Raw genomic sequence first — 19,099 nt, forward strand, 5'->3', positions numbered from 1 at the left:
GACGCCAGGGTATCGCCCCGCCGCTCCCCCCGGAGCGGAGAGCACGGCTGGAACGCCGGCCTACCCGCCCGCCAGCGCCGCTTCCGTCGATCGCGGCGCCCCGTAGAGCAGCCGCTCGTCGCGCCGCCACCAGCCCGGCGCCCCGGCGAGCGGGTGCTCCGTGCGGCCGGTGGACGCGAGCTCCTTCGCGACCATCGCGAGCGCCGTGGGCCGCGGCGCGGGCCCGCGCACGTCGAAGACCCCCGGTTCATAATGGCCGCGCGGCTGGGTGACCAGGCTGTCCCAGTCGTAGGCCCCGAAGGCGGACCACAGCGTCACCGCCCGCACGTCGGCGCCCTCCGCCCAGGCCGCGCGCGCGCCCTCCCAGGCCTCGACCAGCCAGCGGATCTGCTCCTCCGGCGTGCACCCGAGGTGGACCTCGGTGATCGCGATCGGCGTCGCGTACCGCCGCCACACGTCGCGCAGCACCTCGCGGTGGCCGACGATCCCCGCCTCCCGGACGCGCACCGCTTCCACGTCGGCGTACGCGTCGCGCCCGTTGCCGCCGTGCGTCCACGCGGGGTAGCGATCGAGGCGGTGATCGAGGAACCGATCGCTCGTCAGGTAGTAGTTCACGCCGATCACGTCCGGCGGGCACGGCTCCGCCGCGAGCCGCGCGAGCTCCTCGTCGGGCACGCCGCAGTCGAGGAGGTGCTGGTGGAGCGGGTGCGCGACGTCCACGCGCCCGTACAGCAGATCGAGGCTCAGCCAGCGCCGGTGGTTCTCGAACGCCGCCTGGTAGGCGAGCCGGGGCGCGCTGGCGATCGCGCCGAAGTCCTCCGTCTGCACGAGCCGCGCGTCCGGGCGCACCCGCCGGATCGCGCGCATCGCGGCCGCGGTGGCGCGCGTCTGCACGAGCAGCGCGCGCATGAGGGAGGCCGAGTCCCGGCGGTGCGGGTACCAGTGCCCGTAGAGCGCGCTGAAGCGCGCGGTCGTGAGCGGCTCGTTCACCGGCGTGAAGTCGCGCACCCACGGGTAGCGCTCCGCCACGGCGCCGGCGAACTCCGCGAGGCCGGTCGCGAAGCTGTCCTCCATCAGGCTGGTCCACGGCGGCCCGCTGCCGTGGTGGACCAGCCCGACGATCACGTCGATGCCGAGCTCCCGCAGCCGGTGGAGGCGCTCGTCTGCCCACGAAAAATCGGCGCTCCGCGGGCCGTCCGGCGCCGTGCGCTCCCACAGGACCGGGTACCGGACGGCCTTGACGCCGAGCTCCGCGAGCAGGTCCAGGTCGGCGATGCGGCCGTGGTGGCCCGTGCGCTCCAGCTGGTCGAAGTACCGGTCGCCGACGCGGTTGACCGTGCACTCGACGCCGGCCCAGAGCGCGATCCCGGAGCGCCCGCTCACGGGGCCGCCCCTCCCACGAGCACCGTCGCGCGTCGGCCCTGCGCGGCCGGCGCTCGCGCGTAGGCCTCGACGACGGCCCGGCCCACCTGTGCCGCGCAGCCGCGCTTCACCAGGGCCACGATCGAGCCGCCGAAGCCGCCGCCGGTCAGCCGGGCGCCGAAGACGTCCGGCTGCGCCCGCGCGCTCTCCACCAGCGCGTCGACCGCCGGCACCGACACCTCGAAGTCGTCGCGCATCGACCGGTGCGACGCGTCGAAGAGCTCGCCCAGGCGGCCGAGATCCCCGGCGCGGAGCGCGGCCACGGCGGCGAGCACCCGGGCGTTCTCGGTCACGACGTGGCGCGCGCGCCGGTCGAGCGGCGCCGGCAGCGACGCGATGCGCTGCTCGGCGGCCGCGTCGACGTCACGGAGCTGCGGCACCCCGAGCAGCGCGGCGGCGCGCTCGCACTCCGCGCGACGCGTCTTGTAGTCGCCGCTCGCGTGCTGGTGCGCCACCCCCGAGTTCACGACCAGCAGCTCGGCCTCGGCGGGCAGCGGGATGCGCTCGAACGCGAGCGTCCTCGTGTCGAGGAACAGCGCCGTGCGCTCGTCGGCGAGGCTCGCGGCCATCTGATCCATCGTCCCGACGGGCGCGCCCACGAAGTCGTGCTCCGCCGCGTGCGCGATCCGGGCGATCTCCACGTCGTCGATGGACAGGCCGAGCATCGCCCGCAGGGCGCGGGCGAGCGCCACGAGCAGCGAGGCGCTCGACGACAGGCCGCTGCCGAGCGGCACCGACGACTCTATCCTCGCGTCGAAGCCGGGGATCGACACGCCCCGGCCGCGCAGGACCGCGGTGATGCCCTGCACGTAGTCGAGCCACAGGCCGCGGCGCGCCTCCTCGCCGGCGCGGAACGAGAGCTGGGCGCCGCCGTCGACGTTCTCCGTCACGACCTGGATGAGCCCGTCGTCCCGAGGCGCGATCTCGACGCGCGTCTTCTGCGGGATCGCCGTCGGCAGCACGTACCCGCCGTTGTAGTCGGTGTGCTCGCCGATCAGGTTCACGCGCCCCGGCGCCTCGGCCAGGAGCTTCGCCGGGCGGCCGAAGACGGCCTCGAAGCCCTGCCCGCGCGCGGTCATCGCGGCGCACCCATGTCCACGAGCCCGGGCATGTCCACCAGGGCCGGCATGTCCGCGAGCCCCCCGTCGCTCAGCGTCGAGGGCGTCTCGTTCGGGCCGATGAACGGGAACCCCTGCGTCGCCGCCGCCATCTCGTGCAGCGGGAACTTCGGCGTGCGGTCGGCGCGGAGGAGGCCGTTCGCCTCCTGGTACGTGTCGGCGAACTGCGTGTAACAGAAGCCGGCGAGCAGCTCGAGGGAGTTTATCACCTTCATCAGCTTCGTATAACGCTCGGCGAACTCCTCCGGCGTCCTGCACGCGGAGTACCCCCACGTGCCGCCGTCGCCGTTGCCGGGCGCGACCGCGATCCCGCCGAACTCGGACAGCACGATCGCGGTCTCGTGGCTGACCGACGGGTCGAGCACGAGGGCGCGGCCCCCGGGCCTCTCCCGCTTCAGCAGCTTGGGCACGACGTCGTGCGCGAAGTAGCGGCGCGCGATGCGCTCGGGCGACGGATCGTAGTCGTGGATCCCGATGATGTCGGTCGCCACGCTCTCCCACCCGTCGTTGCCGATGACCGGCCTCGTGTAGTCCATCGACCTCGTGAGGTGATAGAGCGCCTGCACGTAGTGCCGCTCGTTCGGGTTGTCCGGCAGGTTCGGGACGCCCCACGACTCGTTGAACGGCACCCACGCCACGATGCACGGGTGGCTGATGTCCCGCCGGATCGCCTCCAGCCACTGCCGCGCGAGCCGCTCGATCGACTTGCGCGTGTGCCGGTAGGCGCTCGGCATCTCCTCCCAGACGAGCAGCCCGAGCTTGTCCGCCCAGTAGAGGTACCGCGGATCCTCGATCTTCTGGTGCTTCCGGGCGCCGTTGAAGCCCATCTGCTTCGTGAGCTCGACGTCGCGGCGCAGCGCCTCGTCGTCGGGCGCGGTGATCCCGGTCCCCTCCCAGTAGCCCTGATCGAGCACCATCCTGAGGACGTACGCCCGCCCGTTCAGGAGGAAGCGGTCCCCGCGGACGGCCACCGAGCGCAGCGCCGTGTAACTCTTCACGCGGTCGATCGTCATCCCGGACTGGTCGTAGAGGACGATGTCGGCGTCGATCAGCGTCGGGCGCTCGGGGGACCACAGGAGCTCGTTGCGGAAGTCGTCGATGCCGGGGTCGGAGAGCGTGATGCGCCGGTGGACCTCCCCGGCCACGACCGTGTACTGGTCGTTCGCGATCGTCATGTCGCCGACGCGCAGCCGCACGCCGACGCGCGCGCCCTCCACCGGCGCGTTGGCCACGCGGACCTCGACCGCGATCTCCCAGCGCTCGAGGTTCGGGGTCCACCGGAGGTACTCGACGCGCATGCGCGGCACGCGCTCGAGCCACACCGCCTGCCAGATCCCCGTCGTCCGCGGGTACCAGATCGAGTGAGGCTCGAGCTTCCAGTCCTGCTTGCCGCGAGGCTTCGCGAGGTCGTTCGGATCGTCGTGGGCCTGCACCACGATCGTGACGCTCTCGCGCCCCTTCACGTGCTCGGTGATGTCGAGCTCGAACGGCGTGTAGCCGCCCTCGTGCTCGCCGGCGAAGCTGCCCTCGATCCACACCCTGGCCAGGTAGTCCACGGCGCCGAAATGCAGGATGAGCCGCTCGGAGGGGTCGAGCTCCGGCACCTTGACCTGCCGCCTGTACCAGCAGGCCTTGAAGAAGCCGGTCTCGCCGACCCCGCTGCGCGGCGTCTCCGGGGCGAACGGCACCTCGATCGTCCTGTCGAAGCGCGCGTCGGCCGGAGAGCTCCACTCCGCCCGGGGGTCGAGGGCGAACTCCCACGCCCCGTTCAGCGAGGTCCAGCCTTCTCGCCGGAGCAGCGGGCGCGGATAGCCGCGGACGCCGTCGCTGTCGGCCGGCGGCGGCACCGAACCTGGGATACCGATCTGTGCAAGGTGCTGTCGAGGCATGGGTCCGTTCAGGCAGCGACGGTCACCGCTGCTCCGTCGAGCTTGGCTTCGCGGATGTGGTCGAAGGTGGCGAGCGCCTGACCCACGACCTGGTCCATGTTGTAGTACCGGTACGTCGCGAGCCGCCCGACGAAGCGCACGTTCGGCGTCGCGTCGGCGAGGGCCTTGTACTTCCGGTAGAGCTCCGCGTTCTCGGGCCGCGGCACCGGGTAATAGGGGTCGCCCTCGGCCCTCGGGAACTCGTACACGACGCTCGTCCTCGGGTGCTGCTGCCCCGTGAGGTACTTAAACTCCGTGATGCGGGTATACGCGTGCTCGTTCGGGTAATTGACGACCGCGCCCGGCTGGAAGGTCTCCGTGTCATGCGTCTCGAACTTGAACTCCAGGGAGCGGTAGGGAAGCTTCCCGTAGCGGAAGTCGAAGAACGCGTCTACCGGCCCGGTGTAGATCGTCTCCCTGAAGCTCACCTCGTTCATGACATCGCGGTAATCCGTGTTCAGGAGAATCCGGATCTTCTTGTGATCCAGCATGTTCTCAAACATCCGCGTGTAGCCGCGCAGCGGCATCGCCTGGAACTCGTCCGTGAAGTACCGGGAGTCGTAGCTCGTGCGCGCCGGCACGCGCGAGGCGACCGAGGCGTCGAGCTCCGACGGGTCGAGCCCCCACTGCTTGCGCGTGTAGTTGCGGAAGAACTTCTCGTAGAGCTCCCGGCCCACCTTGCTGACGACCGCGTCCTCGGAGGTGCGGCAGTGCTTGATCGGCTCGGCGACGCGGGCGAAGAACGCCTCGACCTCGGCGGGCGAGTAGCTGGTCCCGTAGAGGGCGTTGACCGTATCCACGTTGATCGGGAACGGGACGAGCTTGTCGTCGACGTGCGCGAGCACGCGGTGCTCGTACGGGCGCCACTCCGTGAACTGCGACAGGTAGCGGAAGATGCGCGGCGACGCGGTGTGGAAGATGTGGGGGCCGTACTTGTGGATGAGGACCCCGGCGTCATCGTAGGAATCGTACGCGTTGCCGCCGATGTGCGGCCGCTTGTCGCACAGGAGGACCGACTTGTTCATCTGCGAGGCAAGGCGCTCCGCGAGCACGCTGCCAGCGAACCCAGCACCTACGATCAGAGTGTCGAACACGGTACGTTCCCCTCCGCCCGGACGGCCGCCGGACGCTTGGATTGGAGCGCGTCAGCGATGAGCTTCGACATCGCGCGCCACGTCTTGTCCCATGACGTCGCGCTCACCATCTCGTCCGCGATCGCGATGTGCTCCTCTCGCGGACCTGCCAGCGCCGCCTCCACCGCGGCGACGAACGTGGAGGCGTCGGCGATGTGCACCGCCCTCTTCTCGCCGTAGGGCGTGATCACGTCACGGATGGCGGTGGAGACGACCGGCTTGCCCGCGGCGAGGTACTCGAGCGTCTTCGTCAGGCTGATGAACCGGGTCGCCTCGTTGAGCGCGAACGGCATGAGCGCGACGTCCCAGCCGCCGAGGTAGGCCGGAAGATCCTGATAGGACTTCTGGCCGAGCCAGTGGATGTTCGGCCGCCGGGGCAGCGTGGCCGGGTCGATCTTCACGACCGGCCCGAGCATCACGAGCTGGAAGTCGGGGCGCTCCTTGGCCACGCGGGCGACGAGCTCGACGTCGAGCCGCTCGTCGATGACGCCGAAGAACCCGAGTCGCGGCCTCGGGATGTCGCGCTGGTCGTCCGGGTCCTCGGCCTGCGCGCGCGCCTTCGCGAAGTGGGCCGCGTCGACGCTGCTCGGGAAGGCGTGCACCGACGGGTGGTGGGCGCGCTTCGCCTCGTAGAGGCTCTGGCCGCCGGTGAACACGAGATCGGCGCGCGCGAAGAGCTCGCGCTCCCGCTCCCGGAGGAGCGGCGGGGCGCCGCGGAAGGCGGAGAGCTCATCCATGCAGTCGTAGACGACGAGCGACGGCTCCACGTCGGCGGCGATCGGCAGCGACATCGGCGTGTAGAACCACAGGATCGGCTGCCGGATGTCCTGCTCCCGCACGAAGGCGTTGAGCAGGCGGCGCTGCTGCGTGAGGGCCTCCTCCTGCTCGGTGCCGTGGCGGAGGTGGGGGACGACGATGGTGAGATTGGCCTCGATGTGTCTCGCCTCGAGCATCGGGGGCCCGTCCTCGAACACGGGCTCTTCGACGAAATAAACCCGCCTCTCCTGCGCGAAGCGGCTCATCAAGTGGTTCGGCCGCTGGAAGACGAAGTTCCAGCGCAGGTGCGATAAACAGATGAGATCGGGCCCGGCCTGCTTCATCTTGTCTCCGATTTCTGTGAAATTGGGAATGTACCGCGCCGTTTTTAGCGCTTTTAGTTTAGCAATTTACGGGCCGACGACGGGATGAAGCCCTTGACGGGGACATCGCGGCCAGGCCGGACGGGCGCCGTGAAAACGCGCGGCAATCCGCTACATGGGCTGGGCAGAGCGCTGAACATCGAAGTACGCTCGCCGTCGCCATTGTCGCTGGACGCGAGACCGGGCGAACTTGCCACAGATGAGGCAAAATGCGCCGCGTTCGGGCGTTTCCTGCGGGCCCTTCACAAAAGATGCAATCTGCGCCGCGCCCTTCGATGCGCCTCCGGGCGCCGACGATTCACGCCCGCGACGACGTGGGGCTCCGTCCAGCGGATGAGAAAAGCGCTCGAGTCGACGGAATGAACCTTGCTCCTGATGTCGAGTCGAGCGACGCGCCTACCGTTCGTCGGGCGCCATCCACTTGTGCTCGACGCTCGGGCGCCAGGCGGCGAGCAGCCCCAGGAGCGCCTCGGCGTCACCTTCGACCTGGAGCATCGCGCGGTGGCCCGGCCTGAGGAACTGCTCGGCCACCACGTGATCCAGAAAGGCGATCAGCGGCCGGTAATACCCGGCGACGTCGAGCAGCCCGACCGGCTTCTCCTGAGAGCCGAGCTGCGTCCAGGTCCACACCTCGAACAGCTCCTCCAGCGTCCCGATGCCCCCCGGCAGGGCGATGAAGGCGTCGGAGAGCGCGGCCATCTTCGCCTTGCGCTCGTGCATCGTCTCGACGACGTGGAGCTCCGTCAGGCCCCGGTGCTCGATCTCTCGCTGGTTGAGGAAGCGGGGAATGACGCCGATCGCCTCCCCGCCGGCCGCGAGCACCGCGTCGGCGATCGCGCCCATGAGCCCCACGTGGCCGCCCCCGTACACGAGCCCGATCCCTCGCGCGGCCAGGAGCTCCCCGACCTGAACGGCCGCCGCGCGGTAGGCCGGCGACGCGCCGGGGCTCGACCCGCAATATACGCAGATCCTTGAGAGTTTCCTCATCGTCCGAGCCTACGCCGGCGGGCGGGCTCGTTCCAGCGGCGATCCGGGAGGCGGCCGGGGCCGCGCCGTCGCCCGCGATGCGTGCGCCCCCGGCCCGCTGCGGACCTTTCGCCCGCTGCGCGGCGTGGCCTGCGCTGCGCGGCCTGGCGCCGCGCGCGCAGCGCGGTCGGCCCGGCACCGCGCGGGCAGCGCGGTGCCGGGGCCGGCCGCTCACTCCTTGTCGAGCTTGCCGACGAGGCTCAGCGTGAAGAACGCGCCCATGTACTTGAAGTGCGGGCGCACCTGCATGTCGACCTTGTACCAGCCGGCGTTCCCCGGCACCTCGGTCACGATGATCCTCGCCTTGCGGAGCGGCCGGCGCCCGCGGGTCGCCGCGGAGACGACGTCCTGATCGGCGACGTACTGGCCGATCCAGTCGTTCAGCTCCTTCTCGAGATCGGCGCGCTCCTTCCACGTCCCGATCTGCTCGCGCTGCAGCACCTTCAGGTAGTGCGCGATGCGGCACATGATGAACATGTACGGCAGCTGCGTCCCGAGCCGGTAGTTCATCTCGGCCGCCCTGCCCTCCTCGCTCTGCCCGTAGAACTTGGCCTTCTGCGCCGAGTTGGCCGAGAAGAAGCAGGCGTTGTCCGAGTCCTTGCGGAACGTGAGCCCGATGAAGCCCTCCTCGGACAGCTCGAACTCGCGCCGCTCGGTCAGCATGATCTCGGTCGGGATCTTCGTCTGGATCTCGCCCATCGCCTCGTACTGGTGGAGCGGCAGGTTCTCCACCGCGCCGCCCGCCTGCGGGCCGATGATGTTCGGACACCAGCGGTACTTGGCGAAGCTGTCGGCGAGCCGGGTGGCGAAGGCGTATGTCGCGTTGCCCCAGCAGTACGCGTCGTGCTTGCCGACCACGTCCTCGTCGTAGTTGAACGCCTTCACCGGGACGGTGTTGGCGCCGAAGGGCAGGCGGAGCAGGAAGCGCGGCATCACGAGCCCGACGTAGCGCGCGTCCTCGGTCTCGCGGAACGCGTTCCACTTCGTGTACTGCGGCCCCTCGAGGAGCGCCTTCAGGTCCTTCAGGTTGGGCAGCCCGATGAAGTCCTTGAGGCCGAAGAACTGCGGGCCGGCCGCCGCGATGAACGGCGCGTGCGACATCGCCGCCACGGCGGCGCACTTCTGGAGCAGCGCGATGTCCTGGGGGCCGGGCCCGAACTCGTAGTTCGCGATGATCGCGCCGACCGGCTTGCCGCCGAACTGGCCGAACTCCGCCGAGTAGACGAGCTTGTACAGGCCGCTCTTCGGCACCTCGGGGGCGTCCTCGAAATCGGCGAGGAGGTCCTCCTTGGAGCAGTTGAGCATCTCGACCTTGATGTTCTCGCGAAAATCGCAGCGGTCGATGACGAACTTGAGGCCGCGCCAGGCGGACTCGAGCTTCTGGAAGCTGGGGTGGTGGAGGATCTCGTCGATCTGCCGCGAGAGCTTGACGTCGATCTCCGCGATCAGCGCGTCGACGAAGGCCTTGTCGACCTTCTCGCCCTCGCGCCGCGGGGCGACGAGCTCCGAGATGAAGGCCTGCACGCCTCGCTTGGCGATCTCGTACCCCTCGTCGCCGGGCGTCATCTTCGTCTCGGCGAGGATCTCGTCGAGCAGGGACCCTCCCTCCAGGGTCTGGACGCCTGCGCGCCCCGCGGCCTGTGTCTCTGTCGCCATCGCTCACTCCCCTTCCTTGTCGAGACCGAGCTCGCTCACGATCTTGTTGCGCTGAGCCGGGTCGCTCAGGATCTGCTGAATCTTGTTGCGGAACGCCTTCTCGTTCCCGAGCGGCCCCTTGAGGGCCGTCAGCGCGGCGCGCAGGTCGAGCAGCTTCTTGAGCTCCGGCACCTGGTTCGCGATCGCCTCGGGCTCCATGTCGCTCAGCCGGCGGAACTTGAGGTTGACCGTGAGCTCGCTGTTCTCCTGCTCGGAGAGGACGTCCTTGACGTTGAAGGTGAGCGCGAGCTTCTGCTCGCTCATGACCTTCTGGAAGTTGTCCTTGTCCACGTTGATCGGCTTGCGGTCCTCGAGGGGCCGCGGATCCGGACGCTGCGTGTAGTCGCCGAGCATCAGCATCTTCAGCGGCAGCTCGACGTCCTCCTTCGCGTTCCCCGTGGCCGGCTTGTACGTGATGTTCACGCGCTCCTTCGGCGCGACCGATCCCTCTTTCATCGCAGGCTCCTTTCCCCGTCAGCAGCGGGCGGAGCGCCCGCAGGCCGCACGAGCATAGACCAAAACCCCCGCCCCCCGGGCAAGCTTCTCAGCGCGACGCGCATCCGCCCTGTCCTCGTCCTCGCGCACCCCGTCCTCGCGCACCCCGTCCTCGCGCACCCCGTCCTCGCGCACCCCCGCCGGTCCCCTCATGCCCCCAGCGAAAGTTTCAGGGCGAGCGCAGCGTCGAGCTGGCAGACGCGCTCGAAGCAGAGCGCCTCCTTCGCCTTGGCCTCAGGGGTGGCGTCGTAGCCGTCGTTCAGCGCCCGGTAGCATGTATGGAGCGCGGCGTAGAGCTCCGCGCAGAGCTCCGGCTGCCAGGTGGTGAGTCGGTGGTGCTCGACGATCTGCTCCAGCGCCTCGAGCTGCGCGCGCGCCACGAGGAACTGGGACAGATCGATGTTGATCTGCGCCATCGCGAGCCGCACGCGGAAGCGGTCCAGCGCCGACGGAGCGGCGGCCGCGGCCTTCTCGAGGAGGACCATCGCGTCGACGGGCTGCTCGTTCGCGACGAGCCCGCGGGCCTCGGAGAGCGGCTTGTCGAGGTAACTCCGCGGTTTCGCCGCGGCCCCGGCGCCGTTTCCGCCCGAGCCGCCGAGGGCGGCCGCCACCTCGTTCGCGAGCCAGGCCTGCGTGTCGGCGTCCGCGAACGGCGTGCCGTCCCTGAACTTGAGGTTGGAGAGGAGCGGCGCGCGGAGCATGAGCGCGCCCACCTCGACGAGCACGGCGCGCCGGGCCTCGGCGTAGTCGTCGCCGAGCTGATCGAGCGCGTTCGCCGCGTACCGGTGCGGATCGAGCCACAGGGGGTAGTTCTGGGCGTACTCGTCGGCGACCGGCAGGAGGTCGGCGAACGCCCCCTGGCTCGTCAGCGCCGGGAGCGTGCGCAGCACGTGCTCGGGCGGCGGCGGGATCGCCGTGGTGCCGTTCTGGGACGCGGCCCCGGGGTCGTCGAGCAGGTCGACCCAGAGCCCGACGCGGAGGATGCGGTACGCGGCCGCGCGCTTCGGATCCGCGGCCCGGAGCGCGTCGCCCGCGCGCGCGATCAGCGGCGCGCAGCGGCCAAGGGCGGTGAGCGCGGAGTCCTCGTCGACGATCGCCTCGACGCTGAGCGCCGGGTCGGCCGTGGCGATGACCTGCGGCGGGGGCGGCGGCGGGGTGACGACCACCGCGGTCGCCGCGGGCGCCTGGACCAGCGCCGCCTCGGCGGCCTTCGGCGGCGGCGCGGCCTTCGGCGGAGGAGGCGGAGGAGGAGGAGGCGGCGGCGGCGCCTCGGCGGGGAGGCTTGCGACGAGGCTGCGGATCGCGCTCCGGAGCTGGCCGAGGCCGCCGTATGCGTCGCCGAGCCGGTCGCTGAGGTCGGCGTCGACGGCGCGGCTCACCTGGTCGAGGGCGTTCACCACGTCGCGCTCCGCGGCGGAGGGCGTCACGCCGGCGAGCGTCGAGGCCGCGAGATCGCCGAACCAGGCGCACAGGTTGCCGCGCGCCTTGGGCCGCCGGAGCGCGGGGTACATCGTGTCCCAGAACGCGTTGTTCAGCTCCTGCACGAGCACGAGCCCGTCGAGCAGGCCGGGGAGCCTGTCGAGCTGCGCCTTCGCCGCCGCGTAGTAGAGCGCGACGCGGAAGTCCTTGGACTTCTCGCTCAGGATCTCGTCGGCGCCGGTGGCGATGCGCGACCAGTCGACCTTGCCGCCCGCGAGCGACTGCAGCTTGTCGACCTCGTTCTTGAGGGACTCGAACGCCTCGTCGTAGGTGACGTCGGCGCCGACGCCGCCGTCGATGGGAGCGAACAGCGTCTCGATCCGCGCTTTGGATTGCTGGATGGCGTCTTCAGCGGCCATGGGGCGCGAAGGATATCAAGACGTCCCTGGCGTGGACGGCGAATCGAAGGGGGGCGATGGCGGCGCGCCGGAGCGGCGGCGCATACGGCGGATCGGGGGTCGTGGGCTCGGGCACGGGCTCAGCCGAGGGCCTCCAGGAAGCTGTCGAGCGACAGGTCGGTCCGGGCGACGAGGGCGTCGAGCTCCGGCCCGAGCGCGTGTCGGGAAACGTGCTCTTCGACCGGCGGGGGTCCGCAGAGGTCGGCGATGTGCTCGGCCTGGGTGGTGGGGGCGATCATCTCGCGGAACGAGCCCACGTGGGGGGAGCCGAGGTGGAGGAGCAGGGTGCGCTGGGGTGTCCAGAACGCGTTCATCAGCGTGCGTCCCCATTTCGACAGGCGGAGGGTCATGTCCATCCACACGGCGGCGGCGTAGGCGTCGCCGGCGCCGAGCGGCAGCCGGAGCGCGAGCCCTGTCTTGGGGAGCTCCTGGCCGCGGAACGGCATCACCGAGTCGAGGATGTTCTGCAGCACCCAGAAGCGGCTCGCGTCGGTGCCGAAGCCTGCGTCCCAGAGCGCCTTCATCGGCTGGGTCTTGAGCCAGGCGCGGTAGGCGGCGTTCGACGCGTCGGGGTCGTCGAGCGACGGCGGCGCGATCTGGGAGACGCGGTGGAGGAACGCGTCGACGGGCATGGCCCGGCCGTTCGCCGCGGCGTCGTGGGCGGCGGCGAGGAGCGGGAACAGGGTGATGGGGAGCGACGGCCCTGCGGCGAGGAGCTGGTCGTAGTCGTACGAGCCGAACACGACGATCGGGTAGAGCCGGCCGGCGTTGTCGCCGCTCGCAGCCCATGCGCCCACGAGCCCGCGGGCGGGCGGCTCGTCGCCCTTCGGGTCGCCGTGGAAGACGAAGAGGCCCAGCGCCTGCTGGTAATACGCATCGAAGTGGGGGCCCATGGCGCGCCGGGCGAAATCGATCGACGCGCCCAGCCATCGGTCGAAGGCGGCGAGCTCTTCGCCTCCTGCGTTCAGCCGGATGAAGTCGCCCGTGGCGGGCAGCTTGCCGAAGCAGCCGATCTGCGGCGGAGCGGCAGGGCCCTTCTTGCGGCGCCAGAACATGACGGCCTGGGAGTGAACCACGAACTGCTCACCGAGCGCTACCACCTTCCCGGCTGCTCGTGGTCGCGGCGGGAGCGTGCGGGGAGGCGTCACAAAGAGCCGGCGGGGGAGGGGGTGTCGTGCGGGGGGCCGGCGGGGTAGGGCCCCGCGAATCCGAGCGCCGGCCCGCATCGCAGCGACCACCTCGTAGCCCAGCTCCCCCGTTCCCATGGCCATAGCCGCCAAAAGGCGCGAGTTCGCGGGAGGGGCCCCCGCCGGCCCCCCGCACGACACCCCCTCCCCCGCCGGCTCCGTTGCTGCTCGGCTCACCCCTTGCCGAAGCGATCACCGATGCTGGGCGGGCAGTTGGTCGCCCGGAAGAAGCTCGCCGGGAACGGATGGTTCCCGCGGGTCGGCCGGATCTCCATGGTGACGGTCACTGGCGGAGCGGTCATCTGCCAGGTCACCGTGAAGAGCGCGTCGTTGTCTTTCTGGGCGGTCGTGGTCCCGGCCTCGAACAGCCGGAAGATCCCCCAGGGCCCTTCGCGCACGAGCTCTTCGTCGAGCCCGCCTGCGCCGCGCACCTGGATCCTCGCGCCCTTCGCGCCCTCTCCTGGCCAGTTGAAGGTGTGCCAGAACTCCTTCTCGTTGCGATAGAGCCTCTTCTGGCCGTCGACCTCGAACACCACCTCGCTCACGATGGGGCTGACCGTCTTCATGTTGATGTGGAAGACGACCTTGGGTCCCTCGCCGCCGCCCCCGAAGAGCGCGTCGGAGATCTCGTCCGAGCGCCTCAGGCAGTTGTACAGGTTCGCGTTGAACGGCGTGAACGGCTTCGCCGCCTGCGGCTGCCCCGACAGGTGCGATTTCGGGAAGTACTCGTGCCCGACCTGGTAGTGGAAGCCCTTCAGGTACGTCTCGTAGAAGCCCCAGAGCACGCCGTCCTTCGGCTTGAAGAAGGCCATCGCGTCCTCGAGCGAGGCGTCGCGCGAGGAGGCGAGGTTGAACGGGTACCGGTCCTTGATCTTGTCGCGGTAGTGCGGCCAGACCTCGACCTCCCAGATGCCGCTCGCCGCGCCGCCGGCGCGCCGCACGACCGCCTTGTACGCCTGCCGGAGGGGGTTCATGAGGAGCGGCTCCATCAGCCGCTGCCCGGTCTGATCCATCGAGAGCAGGAGCGTCTGGCTCTCTTTCACCGCGTCCTGGAACGCCTCCGTGGCCCTCGAGGTGTCCGTGTCCGGCGGCCCGTCCTCGACGACGCTCATCTCCCCGGCGAGCCGCTCGAGGTGGCTGACGTACTGGCCCAGCTTGGGCGCGGGCGGCGGGGGCTGCCCTTCGGCCGCCGGCGCCGACACGCCGAAGCCCGCCATCGACTCGAACTTGTCGGGCACCGGGTCGTAGTGCTCGCGCCCGCCCTGCCCCGGGAGGATGTTGTCGATCCGCACGCCCGTCCGACGGTCGACCCGCTGCGCGATCACCTCCTTGGCCCTGTCGATCAGGCCGCCGTCCGCGGTGAGCACGTTCGGCTTGTCCACCGGGAACTGCGTCTCGTCGTGGAGCCGCTGGAGCAGCCGCCGGTAAGGCCAGTCGGGCGTGGAGAGGACCCGGAACTCGTGGATCGCGTCCCGGTTCGTCTTCGGGATGTCGACCTGGATGTCGCGGAAGAACGCCTCCCACTGCGCGATGTACGCGTTGTCGTAGTCCTGCCGGACGCGGTCGAGCTCCTTCTGGATCTGATCGCCGCTCCGCTTCTCGTCGGTCGACAGCGGGAGCACCCAGAGCTCGCGCTCGAGCTTCTTCCTCCCCTCCTTGAGCGACTCGAGCACCTGCGCGTGCCCCTTGGCCGTGTAGGGCCCCTCCACCTTGAACCAGGGCCCGCCCCGGTTCTTCTGCGCGCTGTGGATGACGGTCAGCACCTCGGGCCGGTCCGCGAACATCTCGTCCAGGGACACCGGCGGGTACTTCAGGTTCTCCGGCGTGTTCGGCCCCGACTCGTCGTACTTCTGGTCGATCAGGCTCGTCACGAACTGGTCGTAGTAGCGCTTCGTCGGGTCGACCCGCAGGAGGTCGGCCCGCGCCCTCGCGATGAGCGGCGCGTTCAGCTCCTCGGCCTCGAGCTTGTTGCGCCTCACGAGGTCGATGTAATAGGCGACGTGCGGCGTGAGCCGCTCCTTGAGGTCGCTCTCGGGCATGTCGGTGAACGGCTTCAGGATGTCGGCCCAGACCTGGACGAGCCGGCCGGTCTGCCACCGCGCCGCCTGCTCATCCATGTGCTCCTGGAAGCCCTTGCCGAGCAGGAGGTAGCTGCGCAGGGCGTTGTAGCCGTCCAGGAACTCCCCGTCGCGCACCCGCTCGAGCTTCGCCTCGAGCTGCGCCTTCGCCGGCCCGACGAACCCCTGCTTCAGGCTCTTGATGTACTGCCCCAGCGTCGGGGGGAAGAGCTTGTCCCCCTGGAACATGAACCAGCCGTGATCGAGCGGCGTGCTCTCGACGTACTGATCGAGCTTCCCCACGTGCCCCTGCAGCCGGTCGAGCTTGTCGATGTTCGCGGGCACGTTCGGCGGGGCGCCGCTCCGCCCGGACCAGTCCACGAACGCGATCTCGTCCGAGATGCGCCTCGTCTCGGCGACGAGCGCCTTGTTGTTGAAGTACGAGATCACCGCCGGGAGCAGGAACAGGAGGGCGACGAGCGCCGCCGCCGCCGCCACCAGGATCCGTTGCATCCGGCGCCGCCGGAGCTCGGCCTCGCTGCGCGCCGCGAGATCCTGATCGGGGAAGACGACGTTCGTGAAGACGTCGTGCAGGAAGAAGCTCTTCGACTCCTTCGGGAGCGCCGCCTCCTCCTCGCCTTCGCCGAGCGCCGCGCGCAGCCCGAACGCCCGCCCCATCGCCCCGACCACGCGATCGAGCGGCCGCCCCTCCTGGACGCCGCTCGTGAAGTAGAACCCGCGCAGGACCGGCGCGGGGGCCGCGCCGGCCCCGGGCGCGAACGCCGCCGCGATGAAGTCCGAGAGGTTGCGCTTCACCGCCGCGAACTCGAGCGGGAACTGGTAGGCCTTCTCCTTCACGTCGCGGTTCCGCTCGCCGATGAGCCGCTTCGTCAGGCGCGCGTGGAGCCGCTCGATGAGCACGTCGAACTCGCGATCGAAGATCTTGCCGGGCTCGGACTTGTTCTCGTCGAGCCGCACGGTGGCGCCCCAGGCCTGGGCGCGCTCGCTCTTCTTCAGGTCGCCGAAGTACTCGGTGAAGCCCGCCACGAGGTCGGTCTTCGTGAAGAGCACGTAGACCGGCAGGGTCATGTGCAGCGTCCGCTGCATCTCGTCGATGCGCGCGCGGATCTTCTTGCCGGTCTGGTCGATCTGGTCGTCGCTCGCGTCGAGCAGCTCGCTCATGCTCACCGCGACGACGACGCCGTTGAGCGGCTTGTGCTCGCGGTACTGGAGCAGGAGCTCGAGGAACGCCATCCACTCGTCGTGGTCGTCGCTCTCGGTCGTGTACCGGCCGGCGGTGTCGAGGAGGATCGCCTCGTTCGTGAACCACCACTCGCAGTTCCGGGTGCCGCCGACGCCGCGCACGCCGGTGCGCTCCGGGTCGATGTACGGGAACACGAGGCCCGAGTGGCGGAGCGCCGTGGTCTTGCCGGCGCCGGGCGGGCCGACCATCACGTACCAGGGCAGGACATAGAGCGCGTCGGCGCCCCGCCGGCCGCCGCCGAGCTTCGAGGCCTTCAGCGCGGCGATGCCCTCCTGCATCTGCCGGCTCAGCTCCTGGATCTCCGCGCGCCGCTCCGGCTTCGCGTTGATCACCTGCTCCTGCGCCTGCTGCGCGATCGCCTTCTCGAGCGCCCGCGCGGCGCGCGCCGCCCGGATCCGCCGGTAGATCGCGAGCCCCGCGATCAGCAAGAGGACGGCCGCCGTCGCCGCGATCGGGATCTCGATCGGCAGCACCTCGGCCCCCTCCCCTCCCGCGGGGCGCAGCATGAACCATACTCCCCACACGGCGGCGAGGAACAGGGCGCTCAGGATCCACAGCCACATCGGAAGTCTCCCTCGAGAACAACAGAGGACGGGCGGAGTCGCCTAGGTCCCTGTGCTGATCAGCTTCTTGATCTGGTCGGCCACGCCCTCCGCGTCCGAGGCCACGACGAGCCGGAGCACGATGACCACGAGGACGGCCAGCACGAGCAGGCCGAGCGCGATCGCCAGATAGGGCAGCTCGCGGCGCACCGCGCCGGCGCCCCCGTCCTTGCGCTCGGCGTTCGGCGCGAGGACGTCCCCGCCGCCCTCGGCGACGGCGACGTAGTTGCCCACCCCCTCGATGACCGCACCGAGCCCCTCCTGCTGCCGGAGACGATATTTCCCCTGGAAGCCGAGGGCCAAGCACAGGAAGTAGATTTGCGCGACGTGGTTTCTGCCGCGCTGGCCGTAGAGGTTGTCGAGGTTCGTGAAGAACCCGTCGCCGGCCGTGTTCAGCTGGAAGAACTGGAACTGCAGCGGGTTCTGGAGCCACTGCGTCCTGCCGGGCCAGTTCGAGTTGAAGATCACCTCGTCGGCGAAGGCCGCGAGCGCGAACTTCGCGTCGATCATGTCCTGCTCGGGGATGCGGGCCTCCCGCCCGTTCTGCATCATCGTGTCGAACAGGCCGAGCACGCGCCGCTGGAGGATGTCCGGCGCCGGCAGGTCGCGCGAGTTCCTGAGCTGCAGGATCAGCGACAGCACGTCGGAGCAAACAAAGTACATCGTCTGCGAGAGGCTCATGGGCTCCTCACCCGGATGGGGCGGCCAGGCACGATCACTTCCCCGTCGGGACCCCGATCAGCCGGAGGTCGACCTTCTGCGGTTCGATGGGCTGGTAGATGGCGATCGTGCCAGAGCCGAGGATGTCGTTCCAGTAATCGCCGGACTGGTTCACGCGGAGATAGACGAGCCCCGGCTTGATCGGGATCGCGCCCGGCGGCCGGTACTCGATGGCGACGTTCACGCCGGGCGTCGCGGAGTGCAGGATGTGCCCGATCTGCGTCCACGACCCGATCTTGAGCAGGCGCGGGAGGCGCTCGCGCAGCGTGGCCTCGTCCGTGCCCTTCGCCTCGAGGAACATCTCGTGGGTGCGCGGCAGCTTCGGGTCCTCGAACCTGCCGAGGTACATGCCGTCCTCGCGCTTCTCGAGCGGCACGATGACGAACTGGTCCGTGGCGACCCCGCTGATGAGCGCGACCGCCCGGTCGAACATCGGGTCGAGGACGCCCTCGAGCTCGAGGTAGTTGAACTTGGGGAGCGTCGTCGGATCGCTGTCCGACGCCGAGAAGGTGCAGAGCTCGCCGATGAGCGAGCCGATGACGACGAAGCACTGCTCCGGGTGCGCGCGGCCGTGGTCGACGAGGTGCGACACGACCGGGATGTACGAGTTCAGGGTGTGGAGCAGCCAGAACTTCGTGAGGTCGGAGGCCTGGAAGTCGACCGAGGCCGCGGTGCGCATGCGCCGCCCCTCGACGAGCGACTTCTGCTTGCCGACCAGCGCCGACAGCACCCGCCGGAGGCCGGACATGATGTGGTCGGACGAGCTGATGCGGAGGACCGACGGGATGAAGCTCTTCCGGAGGACGATGGCGCCGGAGCGGTCGCGGGTGAGCTGCGCGATGCGCACGGTCTGGTAGGCGTCGCGCGGCTCGGTGCCGAAGATGAGCCGCAGGTTGGTGCGGGCCCAGGTGACCGACGTGTCGTTGCGCCCGGAGTTCACGTCCGGGACCGTCGCCTGGGCCGCCACGAACCGCTGGGCCGGCCCCGCCTTCGCCGGGTCGAGGCTGATGTTCGCCGCGGTCTCGCGCAGGTTCGGGATGCCGAGGTAAACGTCGAGATCCTGCAGCGCGGCCGGGAAGGCGCCCTCGAGCGGCCGCGCCTCGACCTGGTCCTCGCCGCGATCGCCGATGAAGAACGGCGTCCCGTCGGGGAAGATGCCGTGGCACTTGACCACCTTGAACTGCCCGGCCGAGAGCGCCCGCTCGTCGAACTGCGCGGACGTGATGCCCCAGTCGTAGCCCGCGACCGCGTGGAGGCGCGCGTGGAGCAGCGTCTCGTGGTAGACGTCCGACTGCTGCAGATGCTGAGGGGTCATGAAGAGCCCCTCGGTCCAGACAGGCTTACGCGGGTGGATCATGTCGCCCGTCCAGTCTTATCAGATGTGCCGCGCAGCGCGGCGCGAAAGCTGGCCGCGCGCAGGGCGCCGCGACGCAGGG

At 70.0% G+C, this 19,099-nt stretch carries 13 protein-coding genes; all 13 read right to left on the reverse strand.

Going from position 1 to position 19,099, the window contains the following annotated elements:
• Positions 1-60: 60 nt before the first annotated feature.
• Positions 61-1,383 (reverse strand): family 1 glycosylhydrolase, encoded by a 1,323-nt coding sequence (locus NQZ70_RS31645; RefSeq protein WP_129577551.1) that lies wholly within the window; start codon positions 1,381-1,383, stop codon positions 61-63.
• Positions 1,380-2,501: a galactokinase gene (gene galK, locus NQZ70_RS31650; protein ID WP_129577552.1), complete on the reverse strand. Its 1,122-nt coding sequence runs from the start codon at positions 2,499-2,501 to the stop codon at positions 1,380-1,382. The genes NQZ70_RS31645 and galK overlap by 4 nt, the downstream gene beginning before the upstream one ends.
• Entirely contained in the window at positions 2,498-4,429 is a 1,932-nt protein-coding gene (locus NQZ70_RS31655) for a glycoside hydrolase family 2 protein (RefSeq protein WP_237244219.1), read from the reverse strand. The genes galK and NQZ70_RS31655 overlap by 4 nt, the downstream gene beginning before the upstream one ends.
• Positions 4,430-4,437: 8 nt before the next feature.
• Complete coding sequence (gene glf, locus NQZ70_RS31660) at positions 4,438-5,562, reverse strand: UDP-galactopyranose mutase (protein ID WP_129577554.1); 1,125 nt, start codon at positions 5,560-5,562, stop codon at positions 4,438-4,440.
• Positions 5,547-6,701 (reverse strand): glycosyltransferase family 1 protein, encoded by a 1,155-nt coding sequence (locus tag NQZ70_RS31665; protein WP_129577555.1) that lies wholly within the window; start codon positions 6,699-6,701, stop codon positions 5,547-5,549. Before NQZ70_RS31665 ends, glf begins: the two co-directional genes overlap by 16 nt.
• 435 nt (positions 6,702-7,136) lie before the next feature.
• Positions 7,137-7,727 carry a TIGR00730 family Rossman fold protein gene (locus NQZ70_RS31670; protein ID WP_129577556.1) on the reverse strand — a complete coding sequence of 197 codons (591 nt, stop codon included), beginning with the start codon at positions 7,725-7,727 and terminating at the stop codon, positions 7,137-7,139.
• Positions 7,728-7,937: 210 nt separating this feature from the next.
• Positions 7,938-9,422, reverse strand: coding sequence for a type VI secretion system contractile sheath large subunit (gene tssC, locus NQZ70_RS31675; RefSeq protein WP_129577557.1), 1,485 nt, complete (start codon positions 9,420-9,422; stop codon positions 7,938-7,940).
• Positions 9,423-9,425: 3 nt separating this feature from the next.
• Positions 9,426-9,917 carry a type VI secretion system contractile sheath small subunit gene (gene tssB / locus NQZ70_RS31680; protein WP_129577558.1) on the reverse strand — a complete coding sequence of 164 codons (492 nt, stop codon included), beginning with the start codon at positions 9,915-9,917 and terminating at the stop codon, positions 9,426-9,428.
• Between the two features lie 188 nt (positions 9,918-10,105).
• The gene (gene tssA / locus NQZ70_RS31685) at positions 10,106-11,794 is read right to left on the reverse strand and encodes a type VI secretion system protein TssA (protein ID WP_129577559.1); all 1,689 of its coding nucleotides are present in this window, start codon (positions 11,792-11,794) and stop codon (positions 10,106-10,108) included.
• A 119-nt stretch (positions 11,795-11,913) separates the two neighbouring features.
• Positions 11,914-12,933, reverse strand: a complete 1,020-nt coding sequence (gene tagF / locus NQZ70_RS31690; RefSeq protein ID WP_237244220.1) for a type VI secretion system-associated protein TagF — start codon at positions 12,931-12,933, stop codon at positions 11,914-11,916.
• Positions 12,934-13,193: 260 nt separating this feature from the next.
• Positions 13,194-16,904, reverse strand: coding sequence for a type VI secretion system membrane subunit TssM (tssM, locus tag NQZ70_RS31695; RefSeq protein ID WP_129577560.1), 3,711 nt, complete (start codon positions 16,902-16,904; stop codon positions 13,194-13,196).
• Positions 16,905-16,946: 42 nt separating this feature from the next.
• The gene (locus NQZ70_RS31700) at positions 16,947-17,624 is read right to left on the reverse strand and encodes a DotU family type IV/VI secretion system protein (RefSeq protein ID WP_020737975.1); all 678 of its coding nucleotides are present in this window, start codon (positions 17,622-17,624) and stop codon (positions 16,947-16,949) included.
• A gap of 34 nt (positions 17,625-17,658) precedes the next feature.
• Positions 17,659-19,020, reverse strand: a complete 1,362-nt coding sequence (tssK, locus tag NQZ70_RS31705) for a type VI secretion system baseplate subunit TssK (protein ID WP_129577561.1) — start codon at positions 19,018-19,020, stop codon at positions 17,659-17,661.
• Positions 19,021-19,099: the final 79 nt, after the last annotated feature.

Source organism: Sorangium sp. So ce836, from assembly GCF_028553905.1.
GTDB classification, from domain to species: domain Bacteria; phylum Myxococcota_A; class Polyangia; order Polyangiales; family Polyangiaceae; genus Sorangium; species Sorangium cellulosum_D.

Coding starts and splice junctions, on each gene's coding strand:
- galK (WP_129577552.1), bottom strand. CDS start 2,501: ATGACCGCGCGCGGGCAGGGCTTCGAGGCCGTCTTCGGCCGCCCGGCG.
- NQZ70_RS31655 (WP_237244219.1), bottom strand. CDS start 4,429: ATGCCTCGACAGCACCTTGCACAGATCGGTATCCCAGGTTCGGTGCCG.
- NQZ70_RS31665 (WP_129577555.1), bottom strand. CDS start 6,701: ATGAAGCAGGCCGGGCCCGATCTCATCTGTTTATCGCACCTGCGCTGG.
- NQZ70_RS31670 (WP_129577556.1), bottom strand. CDS start 7,727: ATGAGGAAACTCTCAAGGATCTGCGTATATTGCGGGTCGAGCCCCGGC.
- tssC (WP_129577557.1), bottom strand. CDS start 9,422: ATGGCGACAGAGACACAGGCCGCGGGGCGCGCAGGCGTCCAGACCCTG.
- tssB (WP_129577558.1), bottom strand. CDS start 9,917: ATGAAAGAGGGATCGGTCGCGCCGAAGGAGCGCGTGAACATCACGTAC.
- tssA (WP_129577559.1), bottom strand. CDS start 11,794: ATGGCCGCTGAAGACGCCATCCAGCAATCCAAAGCGCGGATCGAGACG.
- tssM (WP_129577560.1), bottom strand. CDS start 16,904: ATGTGGCTGTGGATCCTGAGCGCCCTGTTCCTCGCCGCCGTGTGGGGA.
- NQZ70_RS31700 (WP_020737975.1), bottom strand. CDS start 17,624: ATGAGCCTCTCGCAGACGATGTACTTTGTTTGCTCCGACGTGCTGTCG.
- tssK (WP_129577561.1), bottom strand. CDS start 19,020: ATGATCCACCCGCGTAAGCCTGTCTGGACCGAGGGGCTCTTCATGACC.